Origin of the sequence: Rubripirellula lacrimiformis (genome assembly GCF_007741535.1) — a bacterium.
GTDB classification, from domain to species: domain Bacteria; phylum Planctomycetota; class Planctomycetia; order Pirellulales; family Pirellulaceae; genus Rubripirellula; species Rubripirellula lacrimiformis.
Genome location: NZ_CP036525.1, coordinates 1,797,299 through 1,823,212, shown reverse-complemented (window position 1 = coordinate 1,823,212; position 25,914 = coordinate 1,797,299). Strand labels below are relative to the sequence as shown.

General features: G+C 55.6%; 1 protein-coding gene (running past one end of the window). It reads right to left on the bottom strand.

All coding sequences use genetic code 11. The features are described from left to right. A protein-coding gene (locus K227x_RS06320; RefSeq protein WP_145168747.1) for a LamG-like jellyroll fold domain-containing protein crosses the window boundary here: on the bottom strand, window positions 1-25,914 show its 5' portion. The gene continues 3,663 nt to the left of window position 1, outside the view; only the first 25,914 of its 29,577 coding nucleotides appear in the window; the start codon lies at window positions 25,912-25,914; its stop codon lies off the left edge, out of view.

Genomic DNA, 25,914 nt, shown 5'->3' with positions numbered 1-25,914 from the left:
CGTGACCGCCGCGCCGACGTCATCGACACTGTACGAGAACGTTTCACCGACGAAGTCACCCCCATCGATCATAAGCGCGGCTAACGCGTTAAAACCACCACCAATGACCGGCCCGACATTATTGACCGGCAGCGCTACGATCGCCGAATCAAAACCACCGTCATCGTCTCGGACGATCACGCTAAACACGTAGGAATCGTTGTCGATTAACTTGACATTGGCTTTGAAGACAGCTGGGACCGTCTGTGTCCAGGTGGGTGATTCTGTCGTCGTTTCGGAGCCTATGGTGCGGACAGATCGTAAGATTCCACTCGGGTCTTCGCCCGTGTACTGGAGATCGTCACGAAGCAGATGGATGATACCGCTAGGGCCACTCAAAGCAGCCCGATTATCGCTATCGATAAACGATAGCTGCAACGTGCCGTCAACGGAAACGGAAACCTGCTTGCTGGCACCGTCTCGATCGATCGTTAGTTTGTGTGTCGTCCCAGCGGTGATCGCACCGGCCTGACCGGTTTGACTGGATCCGAGCGCATAAAACAGAACTGCACCATTGTGGCTGTAGAGACCTTGGTCAATCGTTCGGTCCTTAAAGTCAACGAGTTTCTTGTACCCGACAACACTGTCGATCTGAAACTCAATTTCGATCGAATAGGTGTTCGGGTCAACGACGCCAATGAGGCTTGGTCCTTGGCCTGCCGCAAAGGCATATCCGTTTGCGGTCAGCGTTCCGCCGGCGGGAACAAGGCTCGGTCCACCTTGTGCGTCTGCATAGGTCGATTGGAGTGAATAGTCGTGTGTGATCGCGGCTGGGAAGAACACGGTTTCCAGTAACGCATCGCGACCCTGTGGACTGCGGTCGCGAACGACGTCGCCACCACCCGAATTCATGGGCCAGTAGCCGATCAGATTCGAATCGCGGTCGTTAAAGTCATTCGTTTGGATCGACTCAATTTCGCTGATCGTGAGCGCTCGATCCCAGACCGTCAGCTCATCCAACGTCCCGTTGAAGCTGGCTGTGCCGATAGCACCTGCCTTTTGCCCGATCAACAGACCGTCCGACTCGACGGCCAGCGACAGCAGCGTCCCGGAATAGCTATTGATCGATTCGTTGCCGTCGACATAGACGCGTATCGATTTGCTGGCCACATCGCGAACGACCGCGACGTGATGGAATTGATCGTCCGTTAGCGACGAAACCGTGAAGTTTGTCGCTAGCCCTTCGTTAGAAACCGTCAGCGTCGTCGCGTCGGTGAGCGTGATTTCAAACTCGCTGGTTTCGCTCGCCGATTTTGCAGCACTCAGAATGGTCTGTGGCGTCGTCATCGCCGTTTTGATCCAGAAAGTAGTTGTCAGACTATCTTGCTGATCGAGAATCTGCGAATTCAGCTTCAGGACGTTGTCATTGAAGTCCAACGCGGATTGGCTGAGGTCGGTAGCGTGACCGCTGGAGTCCAAAATTTGGATGTACACGTCGAGATCGGGTAGATCGTCGACCCCTGGATCCGCGATGATCAGCCGATCCACTTCGTCACCGTCGATCAGTACAGGAAACTCAACCGTCGCGCCCGTGTTGACGCGAACGCCCAGCGAGATCGCTTGCCCCTCGTTGACTCCTTGGCCGGCATTAGCCAGCGAGAAATCAGGCACTTGCGTAATGGTTGGTGCGACATTTCCGACGGCTACGGGGAACCAATCGTCGTAGATCGAGTTGTCGACACGTAGCTTGCGGACCATGTAGGTACCGCTGTCGGTACCCGCGAAACTGACAACTTGGCCAGTGCCCGAACTGACCGCAACGCCGCTAGGATTCACGACTTCCCAAGTCTGCGTCGCCGCGATGTTGATGTTGATCAACGCTTGTTCGTCGAAGACGAGATTCTGGTTGACGACGTCAAGTTCGGCGGCGATATCGAGAATCCGCAGATCGTCGAACATCCGGAACGAACCGTCATGCCCGAAGTGACGGAACCGCATACGGAAATTGGCAGCGGGTGTAATCGGCAGCGTGCTCAAATCGATATTGATCGACTGGACACCACTGTTGGCGGTCAGCGTTTGGGCGGTGTACCAGGTGGCTCCATCGTTGCTGACTTCGACGCTGCCATTGGCATCAAGGTTACCGGTGAAGTTCCCATTAAACGTCCATTCCGGAGTCGTCGCCGTATGAGTGAAGCTCAGAATCGGCTTGATCGCATTGCTCAGATCAACCGCCCAATCCGCTTGCCCCGTTCCGGACGGCGATATATCCGTCACAGAGATATCGTCAAAGACGCGAGAGCCTTCGAAGCCGTAGTTTTGGAACCGAACCTGAAAGCCACTCCCCGGCAGGAATGGCAGATTCATGGTCGTCAAATCGATCGATACCGTATCGGTTCCAGTCGTGGACACCGCATCCCAAACTGGATACCAGTTCGTGCCATCGTTGCTAACGGCCACTCCATCGGCATTGAAGCTATTGCCGAACGTTCCGGCAAACGGCGTTTCAGCATGAACGCCGACGTCTCTGTACGAGAACTCAAGCACGGGGTGACTTGACGTACTTAGGTCTACGTTCCAGCTTGCTTCGGAAAGCCCCCTCGGCGTCTGTTCGACAATTTGGAAATTATCGTAGAGTCTGTTCCCGACATTCCCAAAGTATTGAAACTTGACCTGAACAGTTGATCCAAGAGCGAACGGCAGATCGGCGGTCGTCAGGTCAATCTCAACCTGAGTGGTACCGCTCGGAGTCGATTCGTTCCAAATCGGATACCAAGTTGTGCCATCGATGCTAATGGAGACACCGTCGGCATCGGCGTGATCTGTGAATGGACCGGTGAACGCAGAAATTTCATCAATGCCGTCATCACGCTGCAGGAAACTCAGGACCGGACGAACTGTGTTGCTCAAATCGACAGACCATGTAGCCTCATGATGGCGACGACTGTTGCCATTTGAGACTACTAGCTTGTCAATTCTCGTTTGATAGCTGCCGAAGGACGTACCGATTTGTGAAAACCTGATCTGGGCCGTTGCATCGAGTTGAATCGGAATGCCAGTCGTCAATGAAGCGTTACCGTTCGAACTCTGAACGGGATACCACTGCGTCCCATTGTTCCTGACCTCAATGCTAGGTTCCGGGCCATTGGTGACCACGTAGTTTAGGGTTGGCTCCACGAGGCCACTGAGATCAACCGACCAGATCGCCGTTGCTCCGCCAAACGAAACTCCTCGATCGAGCACCAGTTCACCAGAGCTGATCTGAACAGAACTATTTAGTCCCGTTTGCTCCGTCCAACCACTCAGCTGAGCGAAGTTACCGACAGAAAAGTCTTCCACAAGGACGGGAGCATCCTCAATGAGGAGGTTATCGAACAATGAAAACTCATCATTATTGTGCTCTCCATGGAAGCGAATCTGGAAATTGGATCCTAATGAAAGTCCGAAAGACGTCAGGTCAATAACAATCGTCTGGCTTTCACCGTTGGTGTTGATTAGATCCCAGATTGGATGCCATGTAACTCCATCCTCGCTGACTGCGATTCCACGTCCACTTCTATGGCCAGTAAACGTCCCGGACCCCATTGTTCCACTATCGGTGCTCTGCAATGAAAAACTTAGCGTTGAATTGGCTTTCCCACTCAAGTCAACGGTCCAGGTCGCATCGCCTGAATGAATCCGATCGTCACCTAAACGTGAAAACGCAAGCTGCCCATCTGCAACGAAAACCTCAGAACCGTAAAACTCGAATCCGGTAGGTGGTTCGCTGCCGCCCGTCTCAAAATTTTCGGCAATCGCAGTGCTGCCGAGTCTTAAAGACGACGTGCCAAGCAATCCACCACTGACAATCTCCACCTGATCGAAAGAATCCTCTTCATAGAACGCCCAGCCTAACGGTGCCGTGGGGCCAACCGCCGCAGAATTGAAATCCTCGTGTACCACATCGAGCGGCGTCTGTTCGACAATTTGGAAATTATCGTAGAGTCTGTTCCCGACATTCCCAAAGTATTGAAACTTGACCTGAACAGTTGATCCAAGAGCGAACGGCAGATCGGCGGTCGTCAGGTCAATCTCAACCTGAGTGGTACCGCTCGGAGTCGATTCGTTCCAAATCGGATACCAAGTTGTGCCATCGATGCTAATGGAGACACCGTCGGCATCGGCGTGATCTGTGAATGGACCGGTGAACGCAGAAATTTCATCAATGCCGTCATCACGCTGCAGGAAACTCAGGACCGGACGAACTGTGTTGCTCAAATCGACAGACCATGTAGCCTCATGATGGCGACGACTGTTGCCATTTGAGACTACTAGCTTGTCAATTCTCGTTTGATAGCTGCCGAAGGACGTACCGATTTGTGAAAACCTGATCTGGGCCGTTGCATCGAGTTGAATCGGAATGCCAGTCGTCAATGAAGCGTTACCGTTCGAACTCTGAACGGGATACCACTGCGTCCCATTGTTCCTGACCTCAATGCTAGGTTCCGGGCCATTGGTGACCACGTAGTTTAGGGTTGGCTCCACGAGGCCACTGAGATCAACCGACCAGATCGCCGTTGCTCCGCCAAACGAAACTCCTCGATCGAGCACCAGTTCACCAGAGCTGATCTGAACAGAACTATTTAGTCCCGTTTGCTCCGTCCAACCACTCAGCTGAGCGAAGTTACCGACAGAAAAGTCTTCCACAAGGACGGGAGCATCCTCAATGAGGAGGTTATCGAACAATGAAAACTCATCATTATTGTGCTCTCCATGGAAGCGAATCTGGAAATTGGATCCTAATGAAAGTCCGAAAGACGTCAGGTCAATAACAATCGTCTGGCTTTCACCGTTGGTGTTGATTAGATCCCAGATTGGATGCCATGTAACTCCATCCTCGCTGACTGCGATTCCACGTCCACTTCTATGGCCAGTAAACGTCCCGGACCCCATTGTTCCACTATCGGTGCTCTGCAATGAAAAACTTAGCGTTGAATTGGCTTTCCCGCTCAAGTCAACGGTCCAGGTCGCATCGCCTGAATGAATCCGATCGTCACCTAAACGTGAAAACGCAAGCTGCCCATCTGCAACGAAAACCTCAGAACCGTAAAACTCGAATCCGGTAGGTGGTTCGCTGCCGCCCGCCTCAAAATTTTCGGCAATCGCAGTGCTGCCGAGTCTTAAAGACGACGTGCCAAGCAATCCACCACTGACAATCTCCACCTGATCGAAAGAATCCTCTTCATAGAACGCCCAGCCTAACGGTGCCGTGGGGCCAACCGCCGCAGAATTGAAATCCTCGTGTACCACATCGAGCGGCGTCTGTTCGACAATTTGGAAATTATCGTAGAGTCTGTTCCCGACATTCCCAAAGTATTGAAACTTGACCTGAACAGTTGATCCAAGAGCGAACGGCAGATCGGCGGTCGTCAGGTCAATCTCAACCTGAGTGGTACCGCTCGGAGTCGATTCGTTCCAAATCGGATACCAAGTTGTGCCATCGATGCTAATGGAGACACCGTCGGCATCGGCGTGATCTGTGAATGGACCGGTGAACGCAGAAATTTCATCAATGCCGTCATCACGCTGCAGGAAACTCAGGACCGGACGAACTGTGTTGCTCAAATCGACAGACCATGTAGCCTCATGATGGCGACGACTGTTGCCATTTGAGACTACTAGCTTGTCAATTCTCGTTTGATAGCTGCCGAAGGACGTACCGATTTGTGAAAACCTGATCTGGGCCGTTGCATCGAGTTGAATCGGAATGCCAGTCGTCAATGAAGCGTTACCGTTCGAACTCTGAACGGGATACCACTGCGTCCCATTGTTCCTGACCTCAATGCTAGGTTCCGGGCCATTGGTGACCACGTAGTTTAGGGTTGGCTCCACGAGGCCACTGAGATCAACCGACCAGATCGCCGTTGCTCCGCCAAACGAAACTCCTCGATCGAGCACCAGTTCACCAGAGCTGATCTGAACAGAACTATTTAGTCCCGTTTGCTCCGTCCAACCACTCAGCTGAGCGAAGTTACCGACAGAAAAGTCTTCCACAAGGACGGGAGCATCCTCAATGAGGAGGTTATCGAACAATGAAAACTCATCATTATTGTGCTCTCCATGGAAGCGAATCTGGAAATTGGATCCTAATGAAAGTCCGAAAGACGTCAGGTCAATAACAATCGTCTGGCTTTCACCGTTGGTGTTGATTAGATCCCAGATTGGATGCCATGTAACTCCATCCTCGCTGACTGCGATTCCACGTCCACTTCTATGGCCAGTAAACGTCCCGGACCCCATTGTTCCACTATCGGTGCTCTGCAATGAAAAACTTAGCGTTGAATTGGCTTTCCCACTCAAGTCAACGGTCCAGGTCGCATCGCCTGAATGAATCCGATCGTCACCTAAACGTGAAAACGCAAGCTGCCCATCTGCAACGAAAACCTCAGAACCGTAAAACTCGAATCCGGTAGGTGGTTCGCTGCCGCCCGTCTCAAAATTTTCGGCAATCGCAGTGCTGCCGAGTCTTAAAGACGACGTGCCAAGCAATCCACCACTGACAATCTCCACCTGATCGAAAGAATCCTCTTCATAGAACGCCCAGCCTAACGGTGCCGTGGGGCCAACCGCCGCAGAATTAAAATCCTCGTGTACGAGAGCAATCGGGGGGGAAAGTAGCAGTGATTGCGTTCTGCCGACGCCGTCAGGAATGATCCGTGGACTCGTTAATTGATCCCAAAGAAATGCCCAATCAGTTGGCGCGGTATCGCCTAATGCTGCTGATTCAAAATCATCGGCCTTGGTGATAGTTGCCGATGTCACCGGGCGGAGCTCGAGCGACTGGCTTCCGTTAATTCCATTCGCGACAATGCGGACGGTGCTTTGGCCGTCGTCAAAGAATGTCCAGGAGTCAGACGGTGCGTCGGTGCCGAGTCGTGCGGTTTCAAAGTGATCGAATCCAGCGAAGGATGGTACCGGTAACGTTAAGGTCCTTAGATTTGGTAACAAGTTCAGAGTTGCAACCGTCGTTGGTGCGAATGCATCGATCCGAGTCCCCAACGCGTGCAGCTCGCGCAAATCAGTCAGGCTTCCCAGAGCACTAAACAATTCAATGTCGATATTGTCACTGATGTCTAACGATCGCAAGCGTGATAGTCCGACCGTTTCACCAATTTGAATCCCGGCGGCAATCTGTTGTGGCTGCAGAGCGTTGAGGGCAACGTGCCCAAGCTGGTTTCCGGAAAGATCGAGCGTGCGAAGATTGACAAGTTTTTCGATGCCCGTCAAATCCTTGATGCCTCGGTTGGACGCGTCAAGCTGCGTTAGCGAGGCGAGGTCCGACGCCCGGAGCTGGCTGTGGACTACCGTCCCGCCGTTTGTGACGGGGCGTCCGAGTTGCTGATGGATCGCAACTAGTAAGCCAACGTCAGAAATCTGATCAATGATGGGATCGAGTGGATTCAGTACATCTGAAAACGACAGTTCCGCAGCGGCGGGATTGCTCTGCGGCTCGGTAATCAAACCGTCCAGGATTTCGATGGGCTCGCCGACGAATACATCATTGCCACTGTCACCAATCAACAGATCTAGGCCAGGGCCTCCGACCAAAATGTCCTGCCCTTGACCACCGATCAATCGATCGCGATCGGGTAGCGACGACGACTCGTGCGTCTGTCCACGGATCGGCGCCTCGAATTCGATCGTGAATGCCTCACCTACTTCAAGAGCACCGATGTCCGCTTGGACGACACCATCGAAATTGCCATCGACAGGACGTGACCGCCCACGTTGATCCTTCGTGGCCGTCGTGTCACCGCGATCAATTGCTGGGCTAAGCGGTGTCGGAGCGTGTGTGAGCGTCGCGCCGCCGTTGTCCGACAATCCACCCAAGTACGCATCGATGGGAAGTGCAACGGTCCCGATTTGGTTGCCCTGGGTACCGTGTGTGATTCCAGTCAACCCAACATCAGCGCCAATCAAGTTGTAGGCACTTGCAGCACTTGCCGCACCGTAGAAATCGTCGATCGAATTCGCCGCGCCACGAGTGTTGCCGGCGACGATCGAGTTTTGCAGAAGGATCGAGTTCGCATCAAAGACACGGATGCCACCACCAAGTCCGGTACCGTTCTCCGTATTGTCACTGCGGTTTCGTGTAATGGTCGAGTTACGGATCTCGATCGTTCGTCCTGTATTCTGGTCGGTAAAGATCCCACCACCGTTGGTGCCAGCCGCGTTTTGCGAAAACGTACTGTTATCGATCGAAAGGGAGTTTCCAATGTTGAAGATCCCTCCACCGCCGAAAGTGGCAGTGTTGAAAGAGAACGTGGATTCTGAAACAGTCAATGCTCCATTCTCGCTGCGCACGCCACCGCCCGTCGTGCGAGATATGTTTTCGCTGATAGTGCTGGCAAGGATCATTAGTGATCCGCGATCATTGAAAATTCCGCCACCGGAATTTGAGGCCTGGTTCGATACGACGTCGCTATGAGAAACCGTCAGCGACTCGACATTTCGAATTGCGCCGCCAGTGCCAGTTACGTTGCCGCCCGTAAGTGTCAACGCATCAATGACAACTGCACTGGCTATGTTCCCGTCCCCATCATCAATGTTGAAGATCCGGAATCCACTGTTTCCGGCGTCAATGGAAAGCAACGACGCGCCGGGTCCCGCGATAGTGAGACCATCGGAGATCGATAGCTGTCCTAGGAGCGACGAGAGCTGAATCGAGCCATTCAAGCGCGGCGCGAACCCGATGACCTGGGCACCTGGAGTGTTGTTCGTTGCAACGATCGCTTCGCGAAGACTGATTCCTGTCCCGCCAGGCGTTCCGACCAAATCTCCCACGCTCGTAGTGACTCCATCGCTTTCGTCGATCAACGTATCCACAATCACATCGGCCGCTCCAAAGACATTGGGCGTTGGAGTACCAACATTGAGCGTGTACACACGTAAGTAGTAAGTACCGGCTTCGATGGCGCGCAGGTCGAATGCTTGTTGCTTGATTGCGAGCACAGCCCCCGTGGAATCGAGGAGGTCAGCAGCAACTTGTCCGTCAAAGCGGATCGCCTCGCCGCTCTTTCCATCGCCGAGGGTCGTGAATTGGAACCAACGTTCAGTCGTACTCTGCAGGATGAATGGGTCGCCTCCATTGTCAAACAATTCGGGACGGCCGGTGCCACGATCGACCACGAAGGTCCCGCTACCGGCGACCGAGAAATTCTCGAGCACATCGAAGGTGCTGGGAATCTTGGTCTGGCCACGCGAGCCATAAATCACATAGACCGTTCCGGCTTCGCGATCCCCTGTTTCGTTGGAAGACAATCCGGCTGGAATCACCAAATCGTCGACCTCATCCGAATTGAGATCGAGACTTGCAGCAATGAATGCTCCCCCGAGAGCGTCAAACCCTGCGTCACGCTGCGGTTGGCGCGGTCCGTTATCCAGAGTGCCGTCCGCGACACCCTTGCTGTCCAGAATTGTGTTGCCCGAGGTTTCATTGAAGCGATACCAATTAGCAAGCGACGCTTCGGAACCAACAACGCCCGTGGTAGCAAGATTCGCTATCGTGCTTGAATCGAGTGCCACATTCCAAATACTCAAATCGGCAAGTTCGCCAACGAACGCTTGGCTTGAATCGAATCCGCCACCCACTGCATCCTGGTCCTGTCCGATTACCAATCCGCCAGTATCAATGTTGATCTGGCCACCAGCGTAATTGTAGCGAGTGGGGTTGCCGGCAACGTTAACGTCATTCATCGAGTTGCCGTCGATGAACAACGAAACTTTGTTCGAAGAATCACTGACGGTGATCGCAAAGTGATGGAATTTATCACTGGTGTCGGGTACGGTCCAGGTAAACGTTTCCCCGTCAACTTGCAAACGGGCCGACGTGGGGTTGATAAAGTCAAGCAGGAATTCGTTGGCGTTGTTTGTATTGGCACCACTGATCAACGAATAGGTGGTATTTCCGGTTGCAAAGCGGGGACGGGCGACAATGCCGATTGTCAACTCCGATCTATCATTCAGAACGGAGTTCGGCAGTCGCAATGCGTCGTCGTCAAATTTCAGATAGCTTTGAAGTGCAATTAGCTGGCCGGAGAACGGCAGGACAACGTCAGCATTGGCAAGCAGCAGGCTGCCCGAGTAGCTGGAGATTGAATAAAAGACGGATACTAAATCATTATCACTATTGGTTGGTTGAACGATCGCCAAGTCGGCTTGCTTGTCGCCGTTAAAGTCACCGACAGTTGGCAGTAAGTGGTTGCCTACGATCGTGGTGTCGGCACTATCCAGTAATGTGCTGACGTCTGAACCGCCGTAGTAGATTTCGAGGACGTCGCTGCGAAGGATCGCCACATCGTCGTAACCGTCGTTGTTGAGGTCGCTGAGCCCAACGATCTTGAATGGGGCGGGCCCGTGCATAGCGCTGAGTTGCGTCGTGTTGAAGGTGACACTATCGGCGTCGGCAAAGACGATGTCTTCGAGGTCGTCACCGTTGATGTCGCCGACAACGGTTGCCGAGTAGCCATTACCGGACAACCCGATCACCGCAGGGTCGACCGCAAGGATTGCGTTAGTAACCGACGTGACGCCAACTGTTAGCTGTTCGCCACCAAAGATGTACCCTGAATAGCTGCCACCACTGGAGACTTGCTGACCAAAGACGAGAACATCGTCCTTGCCATCACCGTCATGGTTGAGCAACTCAACACTCGGACGGCTTCCCGTAAAGAGGTCTGTTTGACTGAGGAGAATGGTGCGACTATTAGTAGCATTTAGGAAGTCACCGACGAATTGCTGATTCCAGTAACGAGGCCACAGGGTTGTTGCTGCCGGAGATTCTGCGCCCAGGACAACGGTGATCACTGTTTCCGGGTTGCCGCTTAACGAGTTGGTTTGCTGACGGACAAACGTCAGGTCGCCGAATCGGTCGCCGTTGATGTTGCCGTGCTGCTGCGCGGGATATCCAATGGCTTGATGATCAATGATGAAACTGGCTTCGTTTTCAACCGTCGAGAGGTCGGTCAGTTCGACCGGACCCAATAGGACATAACTGAAGTCCCGACCGCTGACGATGTAGTCGTCTTCGAAATCGCCGTTGAAGTCCCCGATTGGCGCCAATGCAGAGAGTCGTTCACCATCGGATACCCCGGTAACACCCAGAGCCGACGACTCAAATGCAGCCACCGTCGTCGGTGACGAATCCAGTTCTACACCACTCCGCGCCAGGTCAAACGGAAGTGAAGGCGTTGCCAGCCCGTATTCGTACAACTCCGATTCGAACAACCCAGGAAAGAATCCAGAAGGTAGCGCTGGCAAGTGCGGAAACGCGGTTGGTGCCGAGACCGCCTCGGTGCCACCGTAGATCGTGTCGTTTCCAGTACCACCATCAATGTCGTCATTGCCTAGACCGCCGGCGATATAGTCGTTTCCGGGTCCGCCAAGAATCGTGTCGGCCAGTACGGTGCCGAAGGCGTAGTCGTTACCGGGGCCAAGGTCTATCTTCAATGCCGCTTCGCGGGCTCCCTGCTCATAGTCGCCCAGATCGATACCCCATTCATCGCTGGATGTCGCTGCTGCACCACTGATGCGAAGGTTCGCGAGTTTTTGGATTTCTGCGAGCGTCAACGAAGATCCGTAGACTCGGACATCATCGATTTGACCGTTGAAATACTCGCTGGCATTTGTTCTTCCGACGGCGAAGTTTGCTGAACTCGGAACATTATGATTTACCGAAGGGGTGTCGCTTCCCTTCAGTTCTCCATCAACGTAGATTTGCCGCGTGGTTCCATCATAGGTAGCTGCAACATGATGCCATGCACCAACAAGCGAACCCGTGGTTACTGCCAGATCGTTACTCCACCAGTAGTTCAGGAGGCCACTTCCATTCAGCCGCAATGCATTCACTTGAGAATCCTGGCCGTAGTTCCCCCAGCTAATAATGCCACCATTCATTGAGTTGGGTTTAATCCATGCCGCCATCGTGTAGGGCGAATTTCCAATCGGAACATCCGCTGATGTGGCCGACACATATTGCCCGGTTCCATTGAGTGTCAGCACATCGCTCAAGACTGAGTTGTCAGATAAGATCGAAGCACCACCCTGCAAAGTCCCGAGATTGTCGTGACCGCTGACGTCCTGCACCGCATCGTTCGCAAATGAATAATGCAACTTTGCGGTCGTGTCATTGGCAATCTTCCCCAATGGTGGGAACTTAAATTCGGGGTCGGCGTGGACGACGTCGTCGCCGCTGCGGGTGTCGAACTCCGTGCTTTCGACGTCACGAGTTTGATAGAACTGGTATTGCTGTTCATAAACAGCAAGACCTTGTGAATCAGCTTTGGTAACGAACTCTTGCGTGCCGATGTCCCAAACCAGGCTGGTGAATTCATAACGATGCAGCCCGGTGTTGTAGCGAATCGCTGCGTTGTCGGGCACGAACAGGCCGCGGCGGTCGAGGTCACCGCCCAAGAACAACACTCGGTCGTTACCGTCACCACCGATAAATTGGTCACTCTGCGTGGGGATGTAGGTTTGAGTAGCGGGGTCGAAATTGGTGCCGGGTTCGTTACCCAATAACGGCAACGCATCGGGGATGATTTGGAAGGTGTCGTCGTCATCGCCGCCGAACAGCAAATCGCTGGCGCCGCGATCTTTGCCTCCCGTCAGCACGTCGTTGCCAGAGCCGCCAAAGATCCAATCTTCGCCTGCACCGCCTTGCAGGATGTCGTTGCCGGGCCCGCCCAGAATCACGTCGCGGCGATCGGTGTCTTCGCGGAGCGATAGGCTGACCTCCAGCGGGTTAGCAAGCGTAGCGACGTCGACACCGACGAGATTCAACCGCAGGTCGTAGAGCGTCGGGACGATGTTGGGACTGCTGACTTTGATGTAGTAGTCCGTATGGGCGGCAAGTGAGCTTAGATTTGCGAGAGTCGAAGAATCACCGCTGGTGGAGAAGCCTCCCAGTGTCAGCGGAGTCCGCGGGGTACCTGGGTTCGAGCCATCGACGATCGGGGCACCGGTCTGTGGATCGACGTCAGCGACATTCCAAACTTCGATTAGCAATCCATCGATTGGTGATCCGCTGGCGATTTCGATCTCGCTGGTCGCCGATGCCACGTCGGCGAGTGAGAAGCGGTACCAATCGACATCCGTGGGACTGTCGATCGAAAGGCCGGTGAAAGTGACCACACCCTGGTCAAGCGTCTTGCCGCTGAACGTTGTGTTGACTTCGTTGGCGCTGGTTTCGGAAACACTGGGAGCAATCAATGCGAATGCTTGCGCAGGAATATCGTTGCGTGCTCGCCGCCCCGTCGATCCAAGCGAACTTTCCGCTTTGTCGACCAAGATTGCATTGCCGCTTCGGATCGTGACTACGTCATCACCCGCTCCGGCATCGATCCAAACGGATTTTTGCACGGTCGGACCGACGTTGATTGTGTCGTTGCCGCCCAGGGCATCAATGAGAATGACTTGGAAATCACCTTCGGGCGGGATGAGGCTGGCCAGCAGTTCCGAATCGCTCATCGCAGTCGCTGCGGTGGCGATGTCGCTGAGCGCGTTGCCTCGCAATTCCGTGTCCGTCTCGCTGAGCAGTTGATCGAGGCGGAATCGCAAATCGTTATCGTCGTTGCCAGTGAAGTCCAAGCGGACTTGGGCGCTGAAGCTGAAGTTGCCGTTGTTGTTGGTCAGCCGTGTGACGAGGTGATGATCAGTCAATAAGCCAGGTTCGGTGACAAAGTCGACGTTGATTTGGTCGGCCGCGTTGGATCCGCCGATGTACCACACCAAGTCGGACTCCTTGGCGTACTCTTTCCACTCATCGCCGGCCAAACCGCCATCCATCGACTCGAATGTCGTGCCATCGGAGCGGATCAGCGTGTCACTACCGCCGTTGCCGTACATGAAGTCCAGCGTCGTACCGCCGTACAGCGTATCCGCTTGCTGGCTGCCCAGTAGCCGGTTCAGCCCGGTGACTTCCTGGTTGTAGGCAAGACGGTAGGGGCCGGTGGGTGATGACTCGTCCAGATCGAGCAGCCCGTTGTCGTTGAGGTCGAAATCGTCAACGGTCAGTTTGCCCATGGCGTCGACGTAGACGCCGAAGCTGGTGCGATCAATCCGCAAACTGCTCGTCGCGTGTGTCAACGTCAGCTTGTTTTCGGCATTCAAGCCAACGGTGACGCCGCTCAAACCGGGCGCGTTGGTCTCCGGGTTGATCGCCGCGTTAATCGCCGCTTGTAAGTCGCTGACCAAGTCCGCTGGCGATGCGTTGGCGGTGGTCGCCTCGATGGGCAAAAGGACTCGAACGGGCATGGCGGAAGCAATGAAGTCACCGCTAGCGTTGAGGCTTCCAAGCGTCACTTGAAAGAGGGTGTCCAACAGCAATTTGCCGTCGGTAGGAACGCTGTCGGTGGCAGCGATGGTTGCGACGCCAATCGATGACGAATCCCCGCTTACGAATCCAAGCTGGTTGAGCGATCGGGCGGGATCAAAACTCCAAGCGTACAGCTCGTTGGTGCCTTCACCGCCGACAAGATCGTCATTTCCTTGACCAGCAAACAGCACGTCGTGATCGCTGGTCGATCCGCCGCCGCCATCTCCCCACAGTCGATCGCTACCGCCAAAGCCGAACAGGTTGTCGCTGCCGATGCCGCCGTCCAGACGATCGCGACCGTCGGACCCAATCAGAGTGTCGTTGCCGCTGTTGCCGTCAAAGACACCGACCCAATCTTGGCTGCGCTCCGCCAGGGCCGAGAGGTCAATCGTGCCCAATCCGGAAATCTTAGAAATCGCAGCGGATTGAACCGCCAATTCAGTGTAGAAACCGATCGTATCGTCGCCGGCGAGTCCAGCGATGCGGAATTGTTCGACCAGGAGGTTGCCGCTCGAATCGAGCATGTTGACGGCGATCGCGAAGCCGTTGTAGCGAACAGATGCTTGGCCCGCTTGCTGACCAATCAGAATCGTGTCGTTACCCGAGGTGCCGTTGATCGTCAAGATATCGGTGGCGTTGTCATCCGGCACATCGTCTTGACTGGCGTTTCCATAATGGCCGTCGATGGTGTCTGTACCAGTATCAAAGTTTCCTGATGCACCGAGTGATGTGGACAATACGAAAAGGTCAATGCCGCTGCCGCCGTACTGCGTATCGCTACCATCTTGGCCGTCGATGAAGTCGGTGCCCGCACCGCCCCAGATGATGTCATCGCCTCCACCGCCGTAGAGTTGGTCTTCGCCGCTGCCGCCCAGCAGCGTGTCATCGGCACCTGAGACATCGGCATTCGTTCGAGTGTCGTAGGCCGGACCGGCGAATTCATCGCCGCTGATGTAGTCGTTGCCGCTGCCGCCGGAGAGTAGTTCCTGGCGGAGGTTGCCGTAAAGGAAGTCGCCTCCGGCCCCGCCGAAGAGCTGATCGCCGACGAGCAGCTTTTCGGTTGCCACATCGCTGGTTGGTGCGAATGCGTAAAGCGTGTCGCGATCAGCGCCTCCGTACACACGTTGGCCAGCTTGGTTGGATCCGTTGCCCGCATCGGCACGCAGTATGTCGTCGCCGTCATCGCCGTAGACTTGGTCAATGCCATCGCCGCCGCGGACGGTGTCATCGCCCGCTCCACCACGCACGACGTCGTCGCCGTCGCCGCCTTCGACGACTAAATCGGCACCGGAGCCCGCGTCGATGTAATCAACGCCAGTACCGCCACGCAGTTCGTCGACATCCGCGCCACCGAACATCACATCGCTATCGTCACCGCCATCGAGAACGTCACGACCGTCGCCGATATCCCCGTCGATCGACAGTCCGACGACGATCTTAGGCGTGATCAAGATCGTCGGTAGGTAACCGGTGGGATAGGCCGCTTCATTGGCGGCGAAATCGGGCGGAAGAACAAAGTCGTTTGTGCCGAGCTCGTAATCGAGTCGGGTTCCCCGCGCGAGGCCACCGAACATGACATCGTTGCCCGCACCGCCGCTGAGCGTATCGTCGCCCAGTCCGCCGACCATCCAGTCATTGCCCCCTTCGCCGTACAGTTTGTCGATGCCAACGCCTGCGATGATTTCGTCGTTGCCCGCACCGGCGTGGACGGTGTTGTCGCCGTTGCCGGTATAGATGATGTCGCGACCGCCCAATGTCGTGATCTTGTCATGGCCATCAAAGACCATCGGATTCAGCGTCGAGCTGACCGGCAGATTGTTCGCGAACGTGATCGAGCCGTCATCGCCAAGCACATAGTTGTTGCCGCCGCCGGCCTCGATTTCGTCGGATTCACCGCCAGCGATGATCACGTCCATTCCATCGCCGGTTTTGATCTTATCCAAACCCGCCGAAGCGGTCGGCTCACTCGTCGCCGACGACGTTAATAGAGGGCCGAGTCGGTCGATCACGCCGCGATCGCCGATGATGACGTTGCTGCCGGTCGTCCCAGCCGAACCCACGGTGATCACGTCGGAACCTTCGCCGCCAATGACCAAGTTGTTGCCACCACCGAGCGTGATGTCATCTTTGTCACCGGCCACCGGCGGGCCGCTTTGCAGGTCGATCGCGATGCCGCCCGAGAGAGTCACCACCGCTTGGTCACCGATCACTCGATTGTTGCCGTCGCCCGCCGTGACGATGCTGCCGCCGCTGCCCGCCAGAATGATGTTGTTGCCATCGCCCGCCGAAATCGTGTCCTTGCCATCGCCCGCTGAGATGATCGTCGCAATCGCGGCCAAGGTAATCGTGGCGTTGTCGCCGATCAGTACATTGTTGCCACCCTTGCCATCGATCACATCCGCACCGCCGAGTCCGATGATGCGGTTGCCCGATGCGTTGCCTGTGAGGGAGTCATCGGCGGATCCGCCGGTCACATTTTCAATTCCGGCGACACTGCCGGTCTGGTTTGCACCGGTCGTGAGATTGACGGTGACCTTGGTGCTCCAAAGGCGATAATCCAAGTGGTCGGCGCTGCCGCCGCCGCCATCGGTCGTCCCCGTCAACTTGGCCAGCGACTCGATCGTGAAATGATCGTCAGCCAAACCGCCGGTGAGACTCTCGATCCGGTCAAAGTGGGGAACATCCGTGATCGAACCCCGGTTTTCACCTTGGATCGTGGCGACGAGGGAAGACGTTTTGGCGGACAGATCAAGCTTGTCGCTATCTGCATGGCCGAGCGTTGTCGTACCACGCAACTGGCCACTGATCGAGCCTGATGAAGCGACCACGAATGAATCGTCGCTGTCCCCACCGGTCAGGTCTTCGAAGCCTTGGAACTGGAACGAACCATTGATATTTCCCTGGTTCGCACCCGTGATGTTCCAGGTCGCGTTGGCATCGGCACCGATCAGCGTATCGCTGGCCGAACTTCCGATCACCGACTCGATTCCGACATAGCTGCCCAGCGATGTTGCCGTTGACGTTCGTCGGTTGACTTCGACCGCAGCGGGTGCGGATGCGTAGTTCAGCGTGTCCGTGCCAGCCCCGCCGTTGATGGTTCCTGTGATGCTTCCGCCGCTGAAGGCAAAGACATCATTTTGAGGTCCGCCGTTGAGATTCTCGAAACGCGAGAAGTGAAAATCGTCATCAATGCGTCCGCCGCCGATCGAGTTGATAGTCCACAACCGCGTGGTGCCCGCGGGCTGACTCAGGTTCAAGGTGTCGTTGCCGCTGCCGCCCACCATCGATTCGATCCCTTCGACCAATTCACCGTCGGGGTTTATCACCGTGTTGGAAGACGTGCCGTCGGAAACACTGATGCTGCCCAACGTCACATTCAGGTCGATCGTCACAGCACTGAAATCAAATTGATCGCTCGCGCCACCGACATCCGAAATCGTGTCTTGTCCCCAACCGTTTTCAAACAGGTACAAATCGCTTCCGCCACCGCCGGCAAGCGTGTCGTTACCGGAACCGCCGACGAACGTGTTGTTGCCGCTGTGCCCGATCAACGTGTCATTGCCGCCGCCGCCAATCATCGTCACCGGGATGGATGAACTGACGCTTGAATCAACGACCAATTTGTCGTTCCCACCACCGCCATCGAAATGGATTTGGTTGACGCCACTGTAATTTCGGCGCAGCTTGACCGTGGTGTCGCTGTCGATCACCCAATCATATGCGACTTGGATGGAGCCGTCGGGCAATTGGCTGACCGCAAAGGTTTCGTCGTCGTTACCGTTGGATCCAGCGGTGCGGTTTTGTGCAAACGGACCGGCGTTCAGCACCAGGGTGCCATCATCAAAGACCGGATCACCGGTTTTCAGATCGGCGACATTGATGCCGTTTCCACACGAATAACCAAAACTAAATATTTGCTGGTCGATGATCGAATACTCATCGCTGTAGAACAGAAATGAGTATTCCAAGTCCAGCACGGCATTGAGTTCACCATGGGCGTCGAACACACAGACGCCGGGGATATTGGGAGTCGATTTTAACTGTGCCAGCCCGATCAATTCATCGAAGTAAAGTTTGCCGTCACCATCCAAGTCGTTCCAATTGAGACCGATTTTGCCTTCAACACCGCCCGTCAAATAGACGCTGGCGATCAAGATATCGATGCCGATGCCGGCTTTCACGCTGAGGTTGAATTCGACTTCGTCGATGTCGGCACCGGTGGAAACGTCAGCCAGGTCACCGAAGTACAACCCATCCAGGAAGTTGCCCGTTTGTGAAATTCCACGGGTATCGAAACCCAGGGAGAAATCCAACTTGGCGCCGACGCTGCCGCCGATCCGGCCGAACGGTCCCAGCTTCGTTCCGAACGGCAGACTCAGATCCAGTGTGGGAATGTCCCATTCCAGCAGTTCGACGGTTTCGCCGGTCAGCAATTTGAATGCGTTCAGCGGGTTGGAAAGGATCGGGATCGACAATCCGTGCCCACCCTCGGTCGCCGATCTCGCCAGCTTCTTCAGTTTGGATTTGGTGCTGGCCTTGTCGGCGGAAGAACCACTGGAATTGTTGACTTGTTGATCAATGGTTTGAGTCGTCGGCAGCGTGGTGCTGGCCGCCACGCTGACTTGTGTCGTGGCGTCGGTGACATCGATCTTTCCCGACGTGTATTCATAGCTGACCTTAATCTGACCGGTTTGCGGTTCGCTGAATCGGATGGATGTGGTCGGCGTACCGCCGCTTTGGCTGTGGATGACCGTGTACTGATTGGCCCCCAACAGGACGCCATCCGCTCGGACGCTGACGGAACCAGCCTTGGCGGCGTTTGCCAATGGCAGCGATGCGTCCTTGGCAGGGTTGCTGCCGATGATTTCGCCCGTGACCGTGTTGCGGTTACCACCGGTCAGATAGAAGTCACCAAAGTTGATGACCATCCCATCGGCACCAGCAAAGCCTTTGATTTCTGCAACCGCTTTCAAAATTCCATCGATTGCGTCCAAGGCCTTTTTGGCCTTAGCGATTTCGTCAAACTTGCCGCTGGAATAGGCTCCCAGATCCAAGAAAGTGACCACCGGACCATCAAAAAACTCGGACAGTTCGCTGAAACCAGGGACGGGACTGCGGAGGAAATCGATCACGGGTCTGGCCGGTTCGATGTACTTTTCGAACAGTTCAAACGCGGGACCCGCGATCGATTCGAAGAAACTGCCCAGGTCCAGCGATACGTCGTGGAATGCCACTTCGGGGGTTCCGCTGACAAAACCAACCGACTGCATTTGGCCATCGGGAACGTGCGTGCTGTAGCTAAGTCCCCAGTCCATGGTCAGATCCGTCGACAGTTTGGGCAGACTGCTGCCCGCGTCGGTATCGGCCGACAGCCCCAGATCAACGTAGGCTTCGGCGCGAACGCCGGCGCTGACCAGCGACTTACCGCCTCGCAGATCGCCCAGCGTCAACTTTTCGTCGTCGCCGGAGGGATCGTTGATGTCAATGAAAATCTCGCCGCGCAGCCCGGTGCCACGCGACAGACGACCGTCGCCATTGAGGTCGGATTCGATCAGCACATCGTTTTTGTCGCCATCGCGGTTGTAGTCGATCCCATCGGCCGCTTCGTTAAGCGTTTCGCCGCCAACGCCGTTGCCGTTGTAGTCTTCGATCGGATTCGAAGACGCATTCAAGTTCAAGAAAAACAGTTCACCGCTGAGCTGCGTTCCCGGTTTCAGGTTGATCTCGGCACTCAACTGAATTTCGGGCGCGCCACCGGTTCCGTCGCTGAAGCCGGTTTCCGTTTCGAAGACCGTGTTCTTGTTCAGTTCAAAGAAGAATCCATCGCGCAGATTGATCCCGAATCCGAGGTTAAAATCGTAGTCAAACGTCAGTTCCACTCCGCCTTGGGTTTCAAATTCAAAGACGACGGCATCCAGACCTAGGTCAAAGTCTGCGTCGATCACGTCACGGCCGGCCAGGTTCAAACTGATCGCGAATTCAACCTCCGCCGCTGACTCCGCCGATGACAAATCGCTGAGCGTGACTTCGACGTCTCGGTACTCCGCTTTCTCGGTCGCATTGTCTTGCGAGGGGTTGTCATGAAACAGCGGCTTCAACTTCAACACATTCGCGCCCACCGGACCGAGCGAATTGAAGATCAGCAATTGGATCTCACCAAGCAACGCATCGACGCTGTCTTCGGAATCGTTGACCAGAGTTTCAAACTGATCGATCATCGATTGCAGCTTACCGATGAAACTGGAACTCAGATCCAAACCGCCATCGATCAAGGGCAAGTTTTTCAGCAGGTCCGACGACAACCCGGATTCGATCGTCGTCAGCACCGTGCGGGTGCCTTCGATCAGCTGATCCAGACTCATGCTGCTCAAATCGGTCAGACTGCTTAAATAGTTCTCCACGCCCGCCGTCAGACCGCTGATATCGATCGCGTCGGATAGCTGGGTCGAATTTTGAAATGGATTGAATCCCGTCAACTGAATCGCGTTTTCGATGTTGCCGGCGATCGGCAACGATGCATCTAGTGACACGTCGACGGCTGCATCGAGTCCAAACGTGAAATTGCTGGCGAGGCCTCCGGAGAACAGATCCGCGATGGGAATGCTGTTCAGGCTGTTGGGCACCGCAGGCTGATCAACGGAGACGCTGATCGTTGCCGGACCGGTGCCGGCCGCATTCTTTAATGTTGCGTTTCCCGATAGTCCGGCCTGGAATCCACCCAGGGTCGCCGTCACATCCAATCCCGCGTCGATACTTGCTGTCAATGCGAACCGAGTTCCGGTGTCATCATCGGTATCCGCGGGCGTGCCGTTGTCGGAGTACGCAAACACATACGGCGTCAGCGTCTTGAAATTGAAACCGACATCCAAATCGATATCCCCACCGAGCTTGACCTCGATCATTCCTCCGGTTCCGACGGAGATCGGTCCAAATTCGCCCAGCTCGAGATCCAACGGAACGCCGGTCTTAAAATCGGGATCTAAGTCCAGCGCCAGTTTGATCACTGGTTCGTAGACGTTGGCGTCGTCGTTGCCGTCCAGGAAACTGACCACGACGGTGGCCGACATGCCCAATTCGGCCTTCAACAGGTTGCTCAACAGCAGACTGAGGTTTGCTGTCGACGCGACCGATCCGCTCATTTGATCCGCGATGCTTGAAAGCGAACTGACATCGACGCCGGCATGGGACAGTTCCGTCAGGGCCCGATCCAATTCGATCAGTGCCGCAGACAATCCAGCCGTCGTGACCAACTCGGCCTCGATCACCGCACCCGTTGTGCCCATGACGCCCGTCTCGGTTGTTTCAAACTGAGCAGTTAGCCCGCTGGCACTGGATCCAGTCACCGCAACATCGCCAAGCGACTTGTCAAAGGTGAACGTGAATGGGCCGCCGGTTTTTCCGGCCACCGAGACCAAACCTGCGCCGACCGCCGTTTCCAGCGACTCTTGCACGTCCATCGCCGTCGCGGTGCTGGTGATCGTTTCGGTTTCATGGTCAACCGCTGCACCATCGGTGATCCGCAGCTTGTACGTGTGAACCGGGGCAATCGCATCGCGGACACGCTCGATCGAATCGCCGAGCAATTGCAGTTGATCCGGCGACGCACTGACGAACTGCGCTTGCTGAGTCAGTTGCTGGCGAAGCGTTTTGAGAGCTTCCAGGTCGGGTCCGCCCAGCAGCTTATCAGCGGCGGCCAACAGCCCGTCGGTGAACCCCAGCAGATCATTCGGCGTTTGATTGACGACGGGAATCGTCTCATTCAGCCCGCTAATATTGCTGTTTCGCAGCAGGTCGACGACCTGCCGCAACATACCCGCAATGTCGGACAGCGACAGGTTTTTGAAATCACCGATCACGTTCTTCAAGTCAGCCAGGCTGGGGCCGGAAATATCAAACTGTGGACGTAAGATGTCGTCCGGGTCGCTTTGCAGCGTCAACGTGATCTCTTGCGTTTCATCCAACAGCGGAATACGGACGGGCAGCGTCGCATTGCCGCTGTAGGTGAACGACGGGGCGATTCCGGCGTCACCGATCTCGCTCAACCGCAATCGTCCATCGGCATCGCTCAGCGCAAGCGAGGCACCGATCACGAAATCAGCCGTTCCGCCATCGGCGGGTTGATCACCACCGATCCCTAACTCCAACAGCCCCAGTGACGCCGTCAAGTCAATGTCATCGGCGCTCAGGACTGCGTCGGCGTAAACCCGGCTGTTGGTGGTGTCAATGTAAAACTGGTCGGTCACCGATCCCAGGATCAAGTGCCGGCCGACGACCGTCATCGAGTCGTCAAACGTGGTTTCCGAATCATCGTCATCAGCGGCACGGGCCAGAATCCCCAACGCGCCGCCCGCCGGCGAGGCACCCAGCACGCCCGTAGCCGCAGCGATCACCAAGCGATTTTTGCCCACCGGCGAGGTGGAATCGGTCAGCAGGATTCGGTCGCCGACGAAGGTCACCGATACCGTCGGTGCGGCGGCTTCGATCAGCGACTTCACGTCACCGAGCGTCTTCGCTCCGTCCAAAACCACTTGACGAGGCGTCGATCCATCGGCAAGCCTGATGGACAAATCGGGTTGATCACTGACGTCGCTATCGGCAAATCCGAACGCTCCGCCACCGGTTTGAACGGTCAATCGATTGATGGTGTTGTCGTCGGCGATCAACACCAAGTGACCATCATCATCCGTTGTCGCACGGATGCCTTCGCTAGCCAATTGGTCGGTGATGTCAAACGCCAAGTCACTGGCACCATTACTGGCGACATTCGTATCGTTATCGCTTAAATCGGCGGCCGAGATGACGACGTCTACGTTGACGCTGGTCCCATCAAATCGGTCAACTGTGATTTGTAGCGTCCCGGGTACCGCGCTAGCGGCCGTCACGGGCGCAGCGGCAACCATGCCCACGGAGATCGAGAGATCGATCGGACCTGAAAGTGTCGTGTTGGCATCCACGGTTCCACCAGCACCCAGTCGATTCAGATCCAGCCCCAATGCCAGTTCGACGCCAGCGGTGACCGTGAAACTAGCTTCAGCCCCGCCCGCCAGATTCAAGTCAGCGAATCCTAGGTCAATCGCTTCTGAAAAATTGAGGTCAATGGATCGCTGGTAGATCTCTTCCAGATTCAACTGGAACGTCACGCGGCGGTTCACTTCGTCGTAACCCAGCGTGGTCTTGCTGGTTAGGACCGAATTGAGCAGGCCGACCAGATCCCGTACGTCCTGGATCACCAATTCGGCGATGGCACCTTGCGACATGCCCAGACCAAGAACATCCCGTGCCGGATTGGCGTCGATGGACTGCTGATCAAGCAATCCGAGATCGGTTCCATGTTTGACCTGCAACGACTGTGTCGACGATCCCACCCCGACAAAGCGAATGCTGGCCCCGGCCGCCGTCGCCATCACAAAATCGCTCAGCAGAGATCCGTCACCGATGTCCACGGCCATCGCTGCATTGATGTCGCGCACCAAATCAGCCAGCCTTGTATTAGACGTCGTTGATTCGGCGGGGATCGTTACATCAACGTCAAACCTATCGAGCGGCCGAATGATTTCGCCACCGATTTCCTGGGCCGGATTCGTCGTGCTGCTCAGTCCCAACGAGAACGTCAGGTTGACGTCTTTTCCTAGACGTCCACTACTGGGCGCTGGACTGGGACCGGTCAACGTCAACGTGCTGACATCCAGCTTCGTGGCCTTGGACGCATCGATGGTGCGCAAGGCAAACTTGCCCGTGTTGCCGCCAACCGGAGCTTCGGCGATCACAGAATTATTTAAACTCTCACCCGCCAACGTCACGCCAGCCAAGGCCGCGTTGATGTCAGCATACAAATCAGCGATCGACGTGTTGCCATTGGTTCCGTCACCAGAACTTCCGGCCGGATCGATCGCTGGAATGGTCACCACGACGGGATCTTTGTCGTCCAGTCGAATGACGAGCACGGCATCCCCGCCGACAACGCCATCGGCTGCCGCGATGACCGACTCGCCCGTCACGGTGGCGTTGGAATACATCTTGGTGACCAGCGACTGAGTCTGATCGGCAAACCCGGTGATCGTGGAAATCGCATCGTCAACAAACGGAATGCCGCCGGGCACGTCCAATTGACCCGCCAATGATTGCAGACTGGTGCCCAACTGAAGGAGGAAATCCGCGGCATCCTCGGCCGACAACGGCACTTCCTCGAAATCAACGATTCCCATTTGAAAAGCACGCAAGTCCGTTTGTGCTTTGCTGAGCTTCAATCCCGATTCGATATTGGCCGCAACGTACGTCGCGCCGATTTGGTCCAAGATCTGGCCTTGCGCATACGGATCGACAACCAGATCCGCGTGGTTCACGGGTTTGTTACCCGTGCCCGCCGCTGCGGCAGTGATGGGAATCAGATTCAGTGTCGTTCCAATCCTCGCATCACCAAGAAATGGGTCGATCGAGGAAAACGTCGACACGACACCGTCACCACCGGCGGTGGTTTTGACATCCTGGTACCAGACTTCGTTCGCACCAGGAACGCCGCCGATGAATTTGTCGAAGGGCAGCAATTCGTTCTTAGGGAACGACGCTCCGTCGGGGCCCGTCCGCTGGATGAATCGATCGTTGGTATCGACTTCGGTGCTATAAATGACCGATGTTTTGACAACACGGTCCAGGTACGCGTTGGCACTACCCGCGTTCAGATCCACCAACAGATCATTGTATAAATCGACGCCGGCGGCATTCGCTTCTGGCGTATTGGCCGAATCGATGGCAGTCAGTGTTCCGTTGTTGTTGGTGTCCAGTACCGGATACTCGGGCAACTGACCTCGCAGCGCACCGACGTACTGCTGCACGAAGGCTTGTTTGTCGATCGCCGGGCTGGTGATGTCGTCGGCTGGCGAGTTTGGATCGGGACCAAAGATCGTCCCAAAGTTTGCCGTGTCTTGAAGCAAGTCATAGGCGTGATCAACCAACAAGGCCGCGGATCGGGTCGCCGGGGAAGCGGACCAGTCGTTCAGCGACAGGTTCCACGTTTCCGAAACGCCACGGTTGGGCACACCTGCCATCACCAAGTTGCCGACCGAAAGCAGACCGTTGTTATCGCGATCCGTGTAGGCAGCACTCTGCACGTACGCTCGTGCAATCAAACCACCGCTGCCGTGCGTAACCAAGTCGACTTTGGTCACGCCGTCATTTTGCGATTTGACTTCCGCGATGGTGTGGGCCAGATAGTCCAGGCCGGTATCGAACGTGCTGTCGGTGATTTCGGCGTAGGTCGCCGCCAGCGATCCATCGACAGGTGCTATCGGCACCCGCCAATCCCAAGTCGTCACGAACAGTGTCTCGCCCAGAACGTACCCGACGTTCTCCAGCGTTTTGACAATATTTTGGTAGACCTGGTCGTTGGGCTCCAGCGCCAACTTGTCCGGACTCAATCCGCGATGCGTGTACCATTCATTGATCCGGTCAGTTCGGGCTGGCTCGGCGATCAATTCACCGTTGGCACCAACGACGTCGGCAAACGTCCCAGCAAAACCGGGAATCAGGACGACCGGGTTGAGACCAGCCGCCAACAGCTGACGCGACTCGAGTTGCTCAAACAA